The organism is Kitasatospora sp. NPDC059462 (assembly GCF_042749955.1).
Taxonomy (GTDB): Bacteria; Actinomycetota; Actinomycetes; order Streptomycetales; family Streptomycetaceae; genus Kitasatospora.
The window spans coordinates 28,997-45,545 of record NZ_JBHYUU010000034.1 but is presented as its reverse complement, the minus strand read 5'-3'; the positions used below and the strand labels follow the sequence as shown (position 1 = coordinate 45,545).

Annotated in this window: 16 protein-coding genes; all 16 read left to right on the top strand. The window is 72.6% G+C overall.

The genetic code is table 11. The features are described 5' to 3' along the window. Positions 1 to 4 precede the first annotated feature (4 nt). Complete coding sequence (gene nadC, locus ACFXAM_RS12385) at positions 5 to 997, top strand: carboxylating nicotinate-nucleotide diphosphorylase (protein WP_380290188.1); 993 nt, start codon at positions 5 to 7, stop codon at positions 995 to 997. 90 nt (positions 998 to 1,087) lie between these two features. Beyond that, positions 1,088 to 1,882 (top strand): type III pantothenate kinase, encoded by a 795-nt coding sequence (locus ACFXAM_RS12380; protein WP_350564455.1) that lies wholly within the window; start codon positions 1,088 to 1,090, stop codon positions 1,880 to 1,882. A gap of 195 nt (positions 1,883 to 2,077) precedes the next feature. Next, positions 2,078 to 2,371, top strand: coding sequence for a LuxR C-terminal-related transcriptional regulator (locus ACFXAM_RS12375; protein WP_380290186.1), 294 nt, complete (start codon positions 2,078 to 2,080; stop codon positions 2,369 to 2,371). Between the two features lie 113 nt (positions 2,372 to 2,484). After that, positions 2,485 to 2,901 carry a hypothetical protein gene (locus tag ACFXAM_RS12370; protein ID WP_380290184.1) on the top strand — a complete coding sequence of 139 codons (417 nt, stop codon included), beginning with the start codon at positions 2,485 to 2,487 and terminating at the stop codon, positions 2,899 to 2,901. A gap of 75 nt (positions 2,902 to 2,976) precedes the next feature. Next, entirely contained in the window at positions 2,977 to 3,939 is a 963-nt protein-coding gene (locus ACFXAM_RS12365; RefSeq protein WP_380290182.1) for a hypothetical protein, read from the top strand. Between the two features lie 89 nt (positions 3,940 to 4,028). Continuing rightward, a complete protein-coding gene (locus tag ACFXAM_RS12360) occupies positions 4,029 to 5,003 on the top strand; it encodes a hypothetical protein (RefSeq protein WP_380290180.1) in 975 nt (324 codons plus the stop codon). Positions 5,004 to 5,091: 88 nt separating this feature from the next. Further along, the gene (locus tag ACFXAM_RS12355) at positions 5,092 to 6,762 is read left to right on the top strand and encodes a peptidoglycan-binding protein (protein WP_380290178.1); all 1,671 of its coding nucleotides are present in this window, start codon (positions 5,092 to 5,094) and stop codon (positions 6,760 to 6,762) included. Next, a complete protein-coding gene (locus ACFXAM_RS12350) occupies positions 6,759 to 7,538 on the top strand; it encodes an ABC transporter ATP-binding protein (RefSeq protein WP_380290176.1) in 780 nt (259 codons plus the stop codon). The genes ACFXAM_RS12355 and ACFXAM_RS12350 overlap by 4 nt, the downstream gene beginning before the upstream one ends. Continuing rightward, entirely contained in the window at positions 7,535 to 8,773 is a 1,239-nt protein-coding gene (locus tag ACFXAM_RS12345; RefSeq protein ID WP_380290174.1) for an ABC transporter permease, read from the top strand. Before ACFXAM_RS12350 ends, ACFXAM_RS12345 begins: the two co-directional genes overlap by 4 nt. Before the next feature lie 128 nt (positions 8,774 to 8,901). Further along, complete coding sequence (locus ACFXAM_RS12340) at positions 8,902 to 9,675, top strand: hypothetical protein (protein WP_380290172.1); 774 nt, start codon at positions 8,902 to 8,904, stop codon at positions 9,673 to 9,675. Between the two features lie 144 nt (positions 9,676 to 9,819). Continuing rightward, entirely contained in the window at positions 9,820 to 11,376 is a 1,557-nt protein-coding gene (gene lysX, locus ACFXAM_RS12335) for a bifunctional lysylphosphatidylglycerol synthetase/lysine--tRNA ligase LysX (RefSeq protein WP_380290170.1), read from the top strand. A gap of 4 nt (positions 11,377 to 11,380) precedes the next feature. Then, entirely contained in the window at positions 11,381 to 11,503 is a 123-nt protein-coding gene (locus ACFXAM_RS12330) for a hypothetical protein (protein ID WP_380290168.1), read from the top strand. A 120-nt stretch (positions 11,504 to 11,623) separates the two neighbouring features. Beyond that, positions 11,624 to 12,061 (top strand): BlaI/MecI/CopY family transcriptional regulator, encoded by a 438-nt coding sequence (locus ACFXAM_RS12325; protein ID WP_380290166.1) that lies wholly within the window; start codon positions 11,624 to 11,626, stop codon positions 12,059 to 12,061. A gap of 9 nt (positions 12,062 to 12,070) precedes the next feature. Further along, a complete protein-coding gene (locus ACFXAM_RS12320; RefSeq protein ID WP_344339283.1) occupies positions 12,071 to 12,607 on the top strand; it encodes an amino-acid N-acetyltransferase in 537 nt (178 codons plus the stop codon). 92 nt (positions 12,608 to 12,699) lie between these two features. After that, entirely contained in the window at positions 12,700 to 13,050 is a 351-nt protein-coding gene (locus ACFXAM_RS12315) for an Lsr2 family protein (protein ID WP_380290164.1), read from the top strand. A 661-nt stretch (positions 13,051 to 13,711) separates the two neighbouring features. Next, positions 13,712 to 16,231, top strand: coding sequence for an ATP-dependent Clp protease ATP-binding subunit (locus ACFXAM_RS12310; protein WP_350564470.1), 2,520 nt, complete (start codon positions 13,712 to 13,714; stop codon positions 16,229 to 16,231). The last annotated feature ends 318 nt before the right edge of the window (positions 16,232 to 16,549 follow it).

Here is a 16,549-nt window from a genome sequence, read left to right as displayed (position 1 = left end):
CACCATGACCGACGCGACCGACGTGACCCACCTGCACGAGCACGAGCACGAGGAGCTCCCGCTGGCCGGCGGCTGCGGCGACGGCTGCGCCTGCGGGGACGGCGAGGGCTACGAGACCGGCCTGGACCCGCAGCTCGCCGAGCTGCTGGAGGAGGCCGGCCTGGACCCGGTCGAGGTCGAGGACATCGCCACCCTGGCGCTGGCCGAGGACCTCGCCGGCGGCGAGGACGTCACCTCGGTGGCGACCGTGCCGGCCGACGCCGTCGCCACCGCCGACTTCACCGCCCGTCAGGCGGGCGTGGTGGCCGGCCTGCGGATCGCCGAGGCCGTCGTCTCGCTGGTCTGCGAGGAGGAGTTCGAGGTCGAGCGGCACGTCCAGGACGGCGACCGGGTCGAGGCCGGCCAGGTGCTGCTCTCGGTCCGCTCCCGCACCCGGGACCTGCTGACCGCCGAGCGCAGCGCGCTCAACCTGCTCTGCCACCTGTCCGGCATCGCCACCGCCACCCGTGCCTGGACGGACGCCCTGGAGGGCACCGGCGCGGTGGTCCGCGACACCCGCAAGACCACCCCGGGCCTGCGCGCGCTGGAGAAGTTCGCGGTCCGCTGCGGCGGCGGCGCCAACCACCGGATGGCGCTGTCGGACGCCGCCCTGGTCAAGGACAACCACGTGGTCGCGGCCGGCGGTGTCGCCGAGGCGTTCCGGGCCGTCCGGGCCGCCTACCCGGAGCTGCCGGTCGAGGTCGAGGTCGACACCCTGGAGCAGATCGCGCCGGTCCTGGAGGCCGGGGCCGACCTGATCCTGCTGGACAACTTCACCGTGCCGCAGCTGGTCGAGGCGGTCGCCCTGGTGGCCGGCCGGGCCGAGCTGGAGGCCTCCGGGGGACTCACCCTGGCCACCGCGCGCGAGGTCGCCCAGACTGGTGTCGACTTCCTGGCGGTGGGCGCGCTGACCCACTCCTCGCCGATCCTGGACATCGGCCTGGACCTGCGCGCCTGACCCGTCCGTCCGCTCCGCCCGTTCGTCCGCTCCACCCGCTCCACCCGGTCCGCCCGTCCGTCCGCTGGCCCTCGACGAAGAAAGCACCCCATGCTGCTCACCATCGACGTCGGCAACACCCAGACCACCCTCGGCCTGTTCGGCGGTGAAGAGGTCGTCGAGACCTGGCGGATCTCCACGGATCCGCGCCGCACGGCGGACGAACTGGCGGTGCTGCTGCACGGCCTGATGGGCTCGCAGGGGTCGCGCACCGCGATCGCCGACGCGAAGGTCGAGGGCCTGGCGATCTGCTCCTCCGTCCCCTCCGTGCTCCACGAGTTCCGCGAGGTGACGCGCCGCTACTACGGCGACGTCCCCGCGGTGATCGTGGAGCCGGGGGTGAAGACGGGGGTGCACGTCCTGATGGACAATCCCAAGGAGGTCGGCGCCGACCGCATCGTCAACGCGCTGGCCGCCAACCACCTCTACGGCGGCCCGTGCATCGTGGTCGACTTCGGCACCGCCACCACCTTCGACGCGGTCAACGCCCGCGGCGACTACGTCGGCGGCGCGATCGCCCCCGGCATCGAGATCTCGGTCGAGGCGCTCGGCAACCGCGGTGCCCTGCTGCGCAAGATCGAGCTGACCCGCCCGCGCAACGTGATCGGCAAGAACACCGTCGAGGGCATGCAGTCCGGCATCCTCTACGGCTTCGCCGGCCAGGTCGACGGCCTGGTCGACCGGATGGCCCGCGAGCTCTCCAAGGACCCGGACGACGTGCAGGTGATCGCCACCGGCGGCCTGGCGCCGCTGGTCCTCGGCGAGGCGGGCTCGATCGACGTCCACGAGCCCTGGCTGACCCTGATCGGCCTGCGCCTGGTCTACGAGCGCAACCGCCCGAGCTGAGCCCGGAGACGCGTGACGCGGATCACACGTTCGCGAAGGCGGACATTCACGCACGGTCCCCCCATCGCGACCACGGGTGATCATCCCCCGCGCCCCGCCCCGTGCTAGCTTCGAACGACGGGGCCCCGTCACACCCGCCGCTTCCCGTCGTCGAGGAGCGGCAGGCACTGAGGGGGGAAACACATGCACGCAACCATGACGGCCGTCGATGACGCCCTGGGCGACCTGCGCACCTCGGCGTCCCGGATCGGCAGCCTGAGCGACCGCCAGGAAGAGGTGCTCCACCTCCTGGTCCTGGACCTCTCCAACCAGCAGGTCGCCGACCACCTCGGCATCACCGAACGCACCGTCAAGGCCCACGTCGCCGCGCTGATGGACCGTCTCGGCGTCCACTCGCGACTGCGCCTCGCCATGGTCGCGCTCTACCACCGCATGACCACTGTCCCCGCGGACAATGGTCATGACGCGAACGACCGCCTAGATTCATGACCGCCGGGGCGCTCTCCCGCCTTCCGGCAGCTCTTGGGGGGGAGCACTGTGCGCTCCTCTCCTTCGCGGTCCCGCCGGTGCGACACCGGCGGGCAGTTCGAAGGAATTCTCCGATGAACCTCAAGCGAATCACCGGCGCCGGCGTGGCGCTGTTCGCCGCCGTCGGGCTGGGCGTGGCGGCCGCCCCGCAGGCCTCCGCCCTCGACGGGGACTGCTACCTGTACAGCGCCTGCCTGTACTACAACTCCAGCGGGTACGGGTACGGCGCCTACTTCGAGCAGACCGGCGACATCACGAACTACGGCACCACCTACCGCTTCCAGCCCAGCACCCACGGCAGCGGCGGGGCCGGCGTGTACGTCAAGAACCACGCCGCCTACGCGGACAACTGGAACCCCGACTCCGCCTTCACCGTGTACGAGTTCAGCGCGAACGGGGGCAGCGGCCGGGTCGACTGGATCGCCCGGTACGGCGAGGCCGACCTGACGGTCACCCACGACAACAACGCGGGAGCCAAGTTCACCGGCTGACCGGCGGCCGGGCGGCCGGCCCTGCGCACCGCCGGCCGCCCGGCCCTTCGCGCGACCCACGGAGACCTCCACGCCATGACGCACTCCCGCCCGGCCCCGGCGCCCGCGGTCCGACTGGCCCTCGCGGGTGCCGTCGCGCTGCTCGCGACGGCCTGCACCAGCACCACGTCCGAGTCGCACAGGGGCCCGTCGACGCAGGTCGAGGGGGTCCCGCCGGTCTCGGCGCCGCCCACCATCGCCTCCGCCGCCGACCGGGCCCTGCCGATCGACCCCTATCTGCTGAGCTACGAGCAGCGGGACCAGCTGGAGCGGGCCGCGTCCGTGCTGGTGAGCCGCTGCATGGCGCGGTTCGGCATCCAGTACCAGGCCCCGCCGCAGATCCCCGCCGGGAACCGGCCGCGCAGCCGCACCGACCGCCGGTACCTGGAGATGACCGCGGCCGGCGCCCGGGCGAACGGCTACCACGGGGCGGAGGGCGACCGGCCCACCGCCGCCCCGCCGCCGCCCCCGCTCTCCGACGCCACCCGGCTGGTGCTGACCGGCAGCGCCGACGCGAACGCCAAGAACGGCCAGGGCGGACAGGACTACAACGGCACGCCGGTGCCCAAGGGCGGCTGCCTCGGCGAGAGCAAGGACCGGCTCGGCGCCGGCCCGGCCAACAACGGCGGCGGCGACGCCCAGCTCGCCCGCGACATCGACGCCGGCGCCCGGGAGAAGTCCAAGACCGACGAGCGGGTGCTGGGCGTCTTCCGGTCCTGGTCCGCCTGCATGAGGACCAGGGGCTACGACTACCCCGACCCGATCAAGGTGCTCGACGACCCGCGCTGGGCCTCCCCCACGCCGACCGAGGTGGAGCGCGCCACGGCGGTGGCCGATGTCGCCTGCAAGGAGCAGACCAATGTGGTCGGCGTCTGGTTCGCCGTCGAGGCGGCCTACGAGAGCCTGCTGATCGAGCAGAACGCCCCGGCCCTCGCCCAGATCCGCAAGGACAACGAGGACCGGCTGCGCACGGCGTCCCGGTCCCTGGCGGCCGGCTGATCCCGGAAAATCGGCGACAACCCGGATGGTCCGTCAACCGGTCTTCCTGGAAGGACAGTTGGTACGGATGACCGGAACGAGGGTGGGGCGTGACCGATTTCGACGGGCCGGACGTGAGGCCGGCGACGACGACGACGGCGACGGACGACGCGGCGGCGGACGGCGGACGGGGCGTCCGGCGCCGACACGGCCGGTGGGCGCTGCTGCCGGCCGCGGCGGCGGTGCTGGCACTGGCCGGATGCTCCTCCGGCGGCACCGGCGGTGGCGACGGCCCCGCGGCACCCGCGGCCGCGCCGTCCGGGTCGCAGGCCACCGAGGCCTCGCGGGACGAGGGGCTGCCGCTGGAGGCGGCGATGCGGGGGGACGCGGAGAGCCAGGCCGTCTTCACCAACGCCGTGAACAAGCTCGCCGCGAAGTGCGCGCGGGACCAGGGGTACCAGGTCACCGAACGGCCGGCGGTCACGGCCGAACAGATCCTGGCCCGGGACAAGGCGCAGGGCACGAGCGTGAACCCGTACGCGTGGCCGTCCGTCCAGGCGCTGAAGGACTTCGGCTACGCCGGGTCCGCCCACGGCCGGGACGCGAAGCCCCCGGAGACGGGGCAGCCCGTCGCCGCCGACTCGGCGGCGGAGACCGCCCAGGGCAAGTGCGCCAAGGAGGTGACGGTCCGGCTGGCGGCGACCGACTCGGGCAAGAGCTCGGCCAAGGGGCGGCTGAACGACCTGATCACGCAGGCGGGCGAGCAGACGGAGGCCGATCCCCGGATGGTCGCGGCGCTCGCCCAGTGGTCGCAGTGCATGCGGCCCAGCGGCTACACGTACGCGAGCCCGCTCCAGGCGGCGCAGCAGTTCGAGAAGGTGGTCGGCCCCGCCGGTGCGCAGGAGTTGGCGATCGCCCGGGCGGACGCCGAGTGCCGGGCGGGCAGCCGGCCGGCGGAGGTGTGGTTCCAGGTGCGCTCGCAGCTGGAACAGCGCCTGGTCGAGCAGAACGCCCAGCTGCTGAAGGAGGCCGCCGACTCCGAGAAGCGCCTCGCGCGGGAGGCGAGTCAGGCGGTGGCCGGGTGAGCCCGGAGAATCGGCGGAGCCCCTGAATGCGCATCAGGGGATCCTCATGGTCGGACAGTTGGATCGATTTTTGGAACGAGGGTGGGTCGTGGCCGAGTTCGAGGGGCCGGACGTCACGCCGGAGGCGGCGGACGACGAGGTGGGCGGCGGACGGGGGGTCCGACGGCGCCGGCGGGCGCTGGTGCTGGTGATGGCCGCGGCGGTCGCGCTGACCGGGGGCGGGGTGGCGGCGTCGACGATGATCAAGTCGCCCGCCCAGGCGGCGGCGGACAGCGAGCCGCCGGCGCCGGACGTGCTGACGGCGGCCGTGGAGAGGCGGGTGCTGACGGACTCCGTGGTGATCCGCGGGCAGGTGAGCGCCGGACAGTCGGTGGACGTCGCGCCGGCCGGGGGCGGCGGGACGACGGGCGCCAAGCCGGTGGTCACCAAACTGCCGGCCAAGGTCGGTGACCAGGTGCAGGCCGGACAGCCGGTGCTGGAGGTGGCCGGGCGGCCGGTGTTCGCGCTGCACGGTGACCTGCCGGTGTACCGGGACCTCAAGCCGGGGGCCACCGGGCAGGACGTCAAGCAGCTCCGGCAGGCGCTGAAGGAGCTGGGGTTCGGCTCGGACGGCGACCCGGAGGGCACCTACGGCGCCGCCACCAAGGACGCGGTGAAGGCGTTCTACGCGGCACGCGGCTACGACCCGCTGCCCGCCACGCCGGACGGGGACACCCAGGTGAGCGCCGCCCAGGAGGCCGTCACCGGCGGCGAGCGCGCGCTGGCGGACGCCAAGGACGCGCTGAAGCTGGCGAAGAAGCACTACGACGACGCGGTGACGGCCGCCCGGCAGCAGGCCCAGGCCCAGGCGCAGGCCCAGGCCGAGGCGCAGCAGAGCGCCGCGCCGAGTGCGGCGCCGAGCGCCGGAGCGAGCGCCGGAGCGGCCACCGGGACGGGCGGCACCGGCCGCCCCGCCGCTTCCGGCGGCGCGGCACCGGCCCCGGCCGGGGAGAGCCCGGTGGACGCGGCCCGCACCGCCGTCGACACCGCCCAGAAGCAGGTGAACCGGGCCACCGAGGACCTCGCCAAGCTGCGCGGGAAGGCGACGGACGCGAAGGCCGCCGCCGGGCCGATGGTCCCGGCCGCCGAGCTGCTGTTCCTCTCCGGCTTCCCGGCCCGGGTCGACACCGTGGCCGGCCGGATCGGCGGCGAGGTCTCCGGCAAGGTGCTGACCGTCTCGGCCGGGGCGCTGGTGGTCAAGGGCAGCCTCACCGTCTCCGACAAGGGCCTGGTGCACCCCGGGCAGGTGGTGGAGGTCCTCTCCGAGGTGACCGGCCTCAAGGCCACCGGCAAGGTCGGCACGGTGGCCGACACCCCCGGGGACGGCCAGCCGGCCGGCGCCGCCCAGGGGGCCGGGCCCGGTGGCGGCCAGAACCCGGGCCCGGCCCAGGGCGCCGCCGCCAACGGCTATCCGATGGTGGTCCAGCCGGACGCCCCGCTGGACCCGCGGCTGGCCGGTCAGGACGTCCGGCTGACCGTGCAGGCCGCCTCCTCGGCCGGCCCGGTGCTGGTCGTCCCGCTGTCGGCGGTCTCCGCGACGGCGGACGGCAGGACGGTGGTGACGGTGTACGAGAACGGCCAGCGCCGCCGGGTGGAGGTCACCCCGGGAACGGTCGGCGGCGGCAGCACCGAGGTCCGGCCGCTGACCGAGGGCACGCTGAAGGAGGGCGACCAGGTGATCGTCGGCGTCAAGGACGCCACCGGGGCGGGCGCCAAATGACCGACCCGACCGACCTGACCGGCCCGGCCGGCCCGACCGCCGTGACCGGGGTGTCCGGGGTGTCCGGGGCGAGCGACGCCGCCGCCCCCGTCATCGAGTTCCGCCAGGTCGGCCTGACCTACCCGGGCCCGCCGCCGGTGGCCGCCCTGAGGCCGTGCGACCTCGCGGTCGCCCCCGGCGAGTACGTGACCGTGATCGGCCCGTCCGGCTCCGGGAAGTCCACCTTCCTGAACATCGCCGGTCTGCTCGACGCCCCCACCACCGGCCACTACCTGCTGGACGGCATCGACACCGGCCGGCTCCCGGACGCCGACCGCACCGCCCTGCGCGGACGCCGGATCGGCTTCGTCTTCCAGTCCTTCCACCTGCTCCCGCACCGCTCGGCGGCCGAGAACGTCGCCCTGGCGATGCTCTACACCGCCACCCGGGGCCGGCGCGCCGCCGCCGAGCGGCGCGAACTCGCCCGGGCGGCGCTGGTCCGGGTGGGCCTCGGCCACCGGCTGGACGCGCTGCCGACCCGGCTGTCCGGCGGCGAGCGGCAGCGGGTGGCGATCGCCCGGGCGCTGGTCGGCCGGCCCTCGCTGCTGCTCTGCGACGAGCCCACCGGCAACCTGGACACCGTCACCGCCGAGTCGATCCTGGCCCTGCTGGACGAACTGCACGCCCAGGGGCTGACGGTGCTGCTGATCACCCACGACCCGCAGGTGGCCGCCCGCGGGCGGCGCACGGTGGCGATCCGGGACGGCCTGCTGCGCGAGGAGGTGGCCGCGGCGTGAGGCCGATCCGCCGCCGCGACCGGGTGGTCGAGCCCTCCCGGTTCCCGTTGCGCGACCTGCTCGCCGAGGCCCTGGCCGGGGTGCTCCAGCGGCCCGCCCGCTCGGCGCTGACCGGTCTGGGCACCGTCCTCGGGGTGGGCACCTTCGTGGCCATCCTGGGGCTGACCGCGACCACCTCCTCGCAGATCGACTCCCGGTTCAGCGTGCTGAGCGCGACCGAGGTGAGCGTCGAGGACATCGGCGGCGCCCGCCCGGAGCTGGTGCCGCTCGCCTTCCCGGCCGACGCCGACGCCCGGATCCAGCGGCTGAACGGGGTCGAGGCGGCCGGCGTCTACTGGCCGGTGTCCCGGGCCTCCGGCGCGGTCCGGGCCGCGCCGGTGGGCCGCCAGGGCGGCGGGGAGCAGGTCTCGGTGGTGGCCGCCTCGGCCGGTGTGCTCGCGGCCGCCGAACCGCACCTGGTGCAGGGCCGGACCTTCGACGGCTGGCACGACTCCACCGGCCGGCAGGTGGCGGTGATCGGCGCGGCGCTGGCGTCCCGGCTGGGCATCACCACGCTGGACACCCAGCCGGCGATCTTCCTGGAGAACAAGCCGTTCACGGTGATCGGGATCGTCGACGACGTGAAGCGCAAGGCGGACCTGCTGCTCTCGGTGACGGTGCCGCGCGGGGCCGCCGCCCGGCTCTGGGGCGAACCGGACCGCGACCGGGCCAAGATGCTCATCTCGACCAGGATCGGCGCCGCCCGGCAGATCGCCGCCGAGGCCCCGCTCGCCCTGGACCCGGCGCACCCGGAGTACTTCAAGCCCATCCCGCCGCCGGACCCGCGCACCCTGCGCTCCAACGTCACCTCCGACCTCAACCAGCTGTTCCTGCTGCTGGCCGGGATCTGCCTGGTGATCGGCGCGGTCGGGATCGCCAACACCACCCTGGTCGCCGTCCTGGAGCGGACCGGCGAGATCGGCCTGCGCCGGGCGCTGGGCGCCCGCGGCCGTCACATCACCGGCCAGTTCCTCTCCGAATCGGCCTCGCTGGGGCTGATCGGCGGCCTGGTCGGCACCTCGCTCGGAGTGCTGACGGTGCTCGGGGTGGCGCTGGCCCGGGACTGGACCCCGGTGGTCGATCCGGCGACGGTGGCCGCCGCACCCGCGATCGGCCTGCTCACCGGGCTGCTGGCCGGGGTCTACCCGGCCTGGCGGGCGGCCCGGATCCAGCCCGCCGAGGCGCTGCGCCGCTGACCGGCGCCCGGACCGGCCGTCCTGCGGGCGGGCCCCCGCGGCCCGCCCGCAGGACGTTCCCGGGGCAAACGTGGGGCGTCGGCGCGACGCTACCGACAAATCGGATATTCCTCACGTAGTGTCAGCCCATGCCTACGCCACACGGATCGCGCGGCGGCATGGCCTTCAGCGCCGACGAAGTCCGCGTGCTGCGCCGCGCCCTCGCCCAAGCCCTGCACCCCGCCGTCCCCGTCCACCTCCAGTTCCCCGGCCGGCCGTCGCACGCCGACGCGGGCGCCGCGCTGTGGGCCGAGGACGTCCAGGACGCGCTGCGCCTGACCGAGGCGATCGACGAGGCCGTCCAGGAGGGCGGCCGGCTGCGCGCCTTCCTCCTCGCCGACCTCGCCCGCTACCGGGCCGCCCTGCCCGGCAGCGTCAGCGGCTACCTGGAACGGCTGGAGGAGGCGGTGACCGACGGCTACCTCCCCGGGCCGGAGGACCTCACCGCGCTGCGCGGGCTGAGCCGCCAGCCCTGCGGCCAGGGCGAGCGCTCCCGCCGCTCCCGGCTGGCCGGGCGCTGCCACGCGCTGGCCGAGGCCGCCGTCCGCGAGCGGCTCGCCCTCACCACCGGCCAGCGCCACCTCGTCGCCGTACCGAGCCCCGCCGCACCCCCGAGCACCTCTCCCATCCCCGTTGTCCCCATCCCCGTTGGCACCCCTGTTGGAGGACGGATCCCGATGAGCAGCACCGAGCCCCCCGTCGAGCAGTCCGCCGACCCCCGCGCGCCCCACGACCGCACGCCCGCCCGGCCGCACCGGATGCCCACCCCCGCCGAGCTGTTCGGCCGCCGGCCCAAGCCGCCGGCCGCCCCGGCCGCGCCGCCCGCGCCCGAGGACCTGGCGCTGGCCACCGGCACCGGCTGAGCCCGCCCGCCCGCGCCTCCCGGGGAGGCCGCGCCGGATCCGTCCGGCCCGGCCTCCCCGGTTCCGTGCGCGGCGGCCCCGCCGCACCGCGCGGCACGGTAATCCCGTGGCGGAGCACCGGTCCCGGCTGGCTACCCTGGTGGGGTGAGCGATCAGAGCCCTATCCCCGCGACCGACGACCTTCCCGAGCAGATGCGCGTCCGGCGCGAGAAGCTGGACCGGCTCCGGGCCGCCGGTGTCGACCCCTACCCGGTCGGCTTCCCCAGGACCAGCACCATCGCCGACCTCCGGGCCAAGCACCCGGACCTCGCCCCGGACACCGCCACCGGTGAACGGGCCGGCATCACCGGCCGGGTGATCCTCTCCCGCACCGGCGGCAAGCTCTGCTTCGCCACCCTGCGCGACGGCTCCGGCGACCTCCAGGTGATGTTCTCCCTGGACAAGCTGGGCGAGGAGCGGCTGGCGGCCTGGAAGTCCGACATCGACCTCGGCGACCAGGTCGGCGTCGAGGGCGAGGTGATCACCTCCCGGCGCGGCGAGCTGTCGGTGATGGTGGACCGCTGGGAGCTCACCGCCAAGTGCCTGCGCCCGCTGCCGGACAAGCACAAGGGCCTGACCGACCCGGAGGCCCGGGTCCGCCAGCGGTACGTCGACCTGATCGTCAACCCCGAGGCCCGCGAGATCCTCCACCTGCGCTCCAGGGTGGTCCGCTCGATCCGCCGCACCTACGAGGAGCGCGGCTACATCGAGGTCGAGACCCCGATGCTGCAGCCGGTGCACGGCGGTGCCAACGCGCGGCCGTTCAAGACGCACATCAACGCGTACGACATCGACCTCTTCATGCGGATCGCCCCCGAGCTGTACCTCAAGCGGCTGGTGGTCGGCGGCGCGGAGAAGGTCTTCGAGATCAACCGCAACTTCCGCAACGAGGGCGCGGACTCCACCCACAACCCCGAGTTCACCTCGCTGGAGTCGTACGAGGCCTACGGCGACTACGACACCCAGGCCGAGCTGATCCGGGCGACCATCGTGAACGCCGCCCGGGACGCGCTGGGCACCACGGTGATCAAGGGCCTGGACCCGCACGGCGTGGAGCACGAGATCGACCTGGCCGAGCCCTGGGAGGAGGTCTCGGTGTACCCGGGCATCTCCGCCCGGCTGGGCACCGAGGTCACCCCGCAGACCCCGGTCGAGGAGCTGCGCGCGCTGGCCGCCGAGCACGGCATCCCCTTCGAGAAGGAGTGGGGCCACGGCCAGATCGTGCTGGAGATGGTCGAGCGCCTGCTGGAGGAGAACGCCGTCCGGCCGACCTTCATCAAGGACTACCCGACCGAGGTCTCCCCGCTGACCCGCCAGCACCGCTCGGTGCCGGGCGTGGCCGAGAAGTGGGACCTGGTGATCTTCGGCACCGAGATCGGCACCGCCTACTCCGAGCTGATCGACCCGGTCGAGCAGCGCGCCCGCCTGACCGCGCAGTCCCTGCTCGCGGCCGGCGGCGACGTCGAGGCGATGCAGGTCGACGAGGACTTCCTGCGGGCCCTGGAGTACGCGATGCCGCCCACCGGCGGCCTCGGTCTCGGGGTGGACCGCCTGATCATGCTGCTCACCGGCAAGAACATCCGGGAGACGGTGCTCTTCCCGCTGGTGAAGCCGGAGCCCAAGGCGTCCGCCGGCACGGCGGAGAAGACCGAGGAGGAGTGACCTGATGGACTACGTCAGCGCGATCGTCCCGCCGCTGGTCATGGCGATCGGTTTCGGCTTCCTGGTGCGGGCCATCATCCGCAGCCAGGGCGGGGCCCAGAAGACCAAGGAGGACGTGGCCGACTGACCCCGTCGGCCGTCCACGAGCACCGCGCGCCGCCATTCCCGGATTCCCGGGGGTGGCGGCGCGCCGGTTTGGCGGCACTTCACAAGATTTGCCCCATTCACTCCCTATCCTGGCCGCACTATGGTCCGGCAACTCGGCGAACTTGAGAACGCCATCATGACCCGGGTGTGGCAGTGGAACCGACCGGTCACGGTTCGCGAGGTTCTCCTGGATCTGCGGTCGGAACGCGATATCGCGTACACCACGGTGATGACCGTCCTGGACAAGCTGCACAGAAAGGGCTGGCTCCGCCGGGAGCGCGCGGGGCGGGCCTATCGATATGAACCGGTCTCCTCGCGCGAGGCGTACACGGCGGCCCTGATGAACGACGCGTGGGCCACGAGCGACAATCCCGCGGCGGCCCTGGTGCACTTCTTCGGCCTGATGTCACCCGAGCAACGGGAGGCACTGCGGGACGCCTTGCGGGTGGCCGCTCCGTCCCCGTCCGATCCGGCCGCACCGGATTCCCCGGAGGGCGGAGCGGATACCGGGGAGACCCGCCCGGGGCCGGCACGATAACGTCCCGCCATGGAGGTCACCATCCGCCGGGCGCGGACCACGGACGTACGGGCCGTACGCGGGCTCATCGACGCCTACGCCCGCGACGGCATTCTGCTCGACAAGCCCACCGTCACGCTGTTCGAATCGGTCCAGGAGTTCTGGGTCGCGGAACGCGACGACGACGGGACCGTGGTCGCATGCGGCGCGCTGCACGTCATGTGGGAGGACCTCGCCGAGGTCCGCACCCTCGCCGTCGACCGGTCCTGCCGCGGGCACGGGGTCGGACACCTGCTGCTGGAGAAGCTGCTGCAGACCGCCCGCTGGCTCGGCGTCCGTCGGATTTTCTGCTTGACGTTCGAGGTCGCCTTCTTCGCGAAACACGGTTTCGTGGAGATCGGGGAGCTCCAGGAAACCGATGATGGTACGACAGACCCGGCGGCGATCGCTACGGATGTCTATGAAGAACTTCTCCGCTCGTACGATGAAGGTGTCGCCGAGTTCCTCGACCTGGAGCGGGTGAAGCCCAACACACTGGGCAACTCGCGCATGCTGCTGCACCTGTGAGCCGCCCCCGCGACGGCCAGGGGTTTGTGTTTTCCGGAGAAAGGCGCTTTCCTTTCCTTAGGCAATGGGTCGTTTAGCGGAAAGGGAAGCCCGTGGCACAGAGGGTGCAGGTCATTCTTGAAGACGATCTCGACGGCGGCTCGGCGGACGAGACGGTCACGTTCGCGCTCGACGGCGTTGCCTACGAGATCGACCTGAAGAGCGCCAACGCGGACAAGCTCCGCGGCCTGCTGGCGCCGTACGTGGAGAAGGGGCGCAAGCAGAGCGGCCGCCTCGCCGGCACCCGCCGCACCGGCCGCAGCTCCGCGCCGCGTCCGTCCGGCAGCGTCCCGGACACCGCCAAGATCCGCGCGTGGGCCAAGGAGCAGGGCCTGGAGGTCAACGACCGCGGTCGCGTCCCCAGCAACGTGCGCGAGGCCTACGAGAAGGCCAACGCGTCCTGAACCGGGCGACGCCCGGCAGCCCGGACGGGTGCGGGGTTCCGGGCGCCGGATGAGGCGTCCGAGGTGCACGCGCGGGGCGCGGAGGGGCCCCCTCCGCGCCCCGCGGCACACCTCCGGCCGGGGCCCGGCACAGCCGCGGCTGCCCCTTCGGGCAGCGGGCCCGGCCGCGGTCCGGGCGGCGGGAGGGTCGCGGCCTGTGCAACGCTGTAAGGGCGAAGCGGCGACGCGGACAGCACCGGGACGGCGCACCGGCCGGCCGGCCGCGGCTGATCCACCGTCAGCGGCAGGCCGACTTCTCGCCAGGCGAACACCGCCACCGCGGAAACTGCGCGAGAACCGCCCCGATACCGGGTATGAATGCAGAGGGACGGGGTCCGTGACTCCGCCCGGGGCAGGACGCGTGACCGGTCGGACACCCACCGGCAGCGTCGCGGCGGAGGTTGTTCGCCGATGGCGTAGCGGTATCCGGTGCATCCGGCCCGCGTGCGGGAACACCGTCTCCCAGCATCGGGTTGGGATTGGTGTCGGCTGGTCGCGCAGCATCTCGTTCCCCTTCGAGGGAGCGAATCCGTGGGCCGCGCCGCTGAGCGGGACTAGCATGCGGAAGGACAGGGCGGGGACGGACCCCGAACTGCCCGACCGCTCTGAGGAGCGATAAACGATGTTCGAGAGGTTCACCGACCGCGCGCGGCGGGTTGTCGTCCTGGCTCAGGAAGAAGCCCGGATGCTCAACCACAACTACATCGGCACCGAGCACATCCTCCTGGGTCTGATCCACGAGGGTGAGGGTGTCGCCGCTAAGGCCCTGGAGAGCCTCGGGATTTCTCTTGAGGCCGTTCGCCAGCAGGTCGAGGAGATCATCGGCCAGGGCCAGCAGGCCCCGTCCGGTCACATCCCCTTCACCCCCCGGGCGAAGAAGGTCCTGGAGCTGTCGCTCCGGGAGGCCCTGCAGCTCGGCCACAACTACATCGGCACCGAGCACATCCTGCTCGGCCTGATCCGCGAGGGCGAGGGCGTCGCCGCCCAGGTCCTGGTGAAGCTGGGCGCCGACCTCAACCGGGTCCGCCAGCAGGTCATCCAGCTGCTCTCCGGCTACCAGACCCCCGGCGGCAAGGAGTCGGCCACGGCCGGCGGGCCCGCCGAGGGCACCCCGTCGACCTCGCTGGTCCTCGACCAGTTCGGCCGCAACCTCACCCAGGCCGCCCGCGAGGCCAAGCTCGACCCGGTCATCGGGCGCGAGAAGGAGATCGAGCGGGTCATGCAGGTGCTGTCCCGCCGCACCAAGAACAACCCGGTGCTGATCGGTGAGCCCGGCGTCGGCAAGACCGCCGTCGTCGAGGGCCTGGCCCAGGCGATCGTCAAGGGCGAGGTCCCCGAGACGCTCAAGGACAAGCAGCTCTACACGCTGGACCTGGGCGCCCTGGTGGCCGGCTCCCGCTACCGCGGTGACTTCGAGGAGCGCCTGAAGAAGGTCCTCAAGGAGATCCGCACCCGCGGCGACATCATCCTGTTCATCGACGAGCTGCACACCCTGGTCGGCGCGGGCGCCGCCGAGGGCGCCATCGACGCCGCCTCGATCCTCAAGCCGATGCTGGCCCGCGGTGAGCTGCAGACCATCGGTGCCACCACGCTCGACGAGTACCGCAAGCACCTGGAGAAGGACGCCGCGCTGGAGCGCCGCTTCCAGCCGATCCAGGTCGCCGAGCCGTCGCTGCCGCACACCATCGAGATCCTCAAGGGCCTGCGCGACCGCTACGAGGCCCACCACCGGGTCTCCATCACGGACGCCGCCCTGGTCGCCGCCGCCACCCTGGCCGACCGGTACATCTCGGACCGCTTCCTGCCGGACAAGGCCATCGACCTGATCGACGAGGCCGGCTCCCGGATGCGCATCCGCCGGATGACCGCGCCGCCGGACCTGCGCGAGTTCGACGAGAAGATCGCCGACGTGCGCCGCGAGAAGGAGAGCGCGATCGACGCGCAGGACTTCGAGAAGGCCGCGTCCCTGCGCGACGACGAGAAGCAGCTCCTGCAGGCCAAGGCCAAGCGCGAGAAGGAGTGGAAGGCCGGCGACATGGACGTCGTCGCGGAGGTGGACGAGGAGCTCATCGCCGAGGTCCTGGCCACCGCCACCGGCATCCCGGTCTTCAAGCTGACCGAGGAGGAGACCTCCCGGCTGCTGCGCATGGAGGACGAGCTGCACAAGCGCGTCATCGGCCAGAAGGACGCCATCAAGGCGCTCTCCCAGGCCATCCGGCGCACCCGCGCGGGCCTCAAGGACCCGAAGCGCCCCGGCGGCTCGTTCATCTTCGCCGGCCCGTCCGGCGTCGGTAAGACCGAGCTGTCCAAGACGCTCGCCGAGTTCCTCTTCGGCGACGAGGACGCGCTGATCGCCCTCGACATGTCGGAGTTCTCGGAGAAGCACACCGTCTCCCGGCTCTTCGGTTCGCCCCCCGGCTACGTGGGCTACGAGGAGGGCGGCCAGCTGACCGAGAAGGTGCGCCGCAAGCCGTTCTCCGTCGTCCTCTTCGACGAGGTGGAGAAGGCCCACCCGGACATCTTCAACTCGCTGCTGCAGATCCTGGAGGACGGCCGCCTGACCGACTCCCAGGGCCGCGTGGTCGACTTCAAGAACACCGTCATCATCATGACGACCAACCTCGGCACCCGGGACATCTCCAAGGGCTTCAACCTGGGCTTCGCGGCCCAGGGCGACACCCAGACCGGCTACGAGCGGATGAAGGCGAAGGTCGGCGAGGAGCTCAAGCAGCACTTCCGCCCCGAGTTCCTGAACCGCGTCGACGACATCGTCGTCTTCCACCAGCTGTCCGAGGACGACATCATCCAGATCGTCGACCTCATGATCGCCAAGGTGGACGAGCGCCTCAAGGACAAGGACATGGGCCTGGAGCTCAGCGTCGAGGCCAAGAAGCTGCTCGCCAAGCGCGGCTACGACCCGATCCTGGGCGCCCGTCCGCTGCGCCGCACCATCCAGCGCGACATCGAGGACCACCTCTCCGAGAAGATCCTCTTCGGCGAGCTGCGGGCCGGCCACATCGTGGTCGTCGGCGTCGAGGGCGAGGGCAAGGACGCGAAGTTCACCTTCCGGGGCGAGGAGAAGTCCGCGGTCGCGGACACTCCGGCCGCGGTCGCCTCGCCGGGTCCCGACCTGACGAAGTAGCAACATTTAACAGATAACAGCAAACGGTTTGGGCCCCCGGCGTTCTCGCCGGGGGCCCGAACCGTTTTCCGCACCGCTGCCGAAGCTGTGATCAGGCCCACGAAGCGGCAGGTCGGGGGCCGCACGGGGGGCCGGTGCGGGTGCGATCGAAGTCGTGGTCATCTTTAATGACAATGTTGTTGACGGTGCGTCAGTTGATACGAAGTTGCGGAGCATAGCGCTGTGGCCATGTCACGGTCAAGGTCTATCTTTTCCGTCCACGCTTGGATCAAATGACGTCCACCTGTCTTTCATTGGTTTACCGGAAGGCCAAGAGCC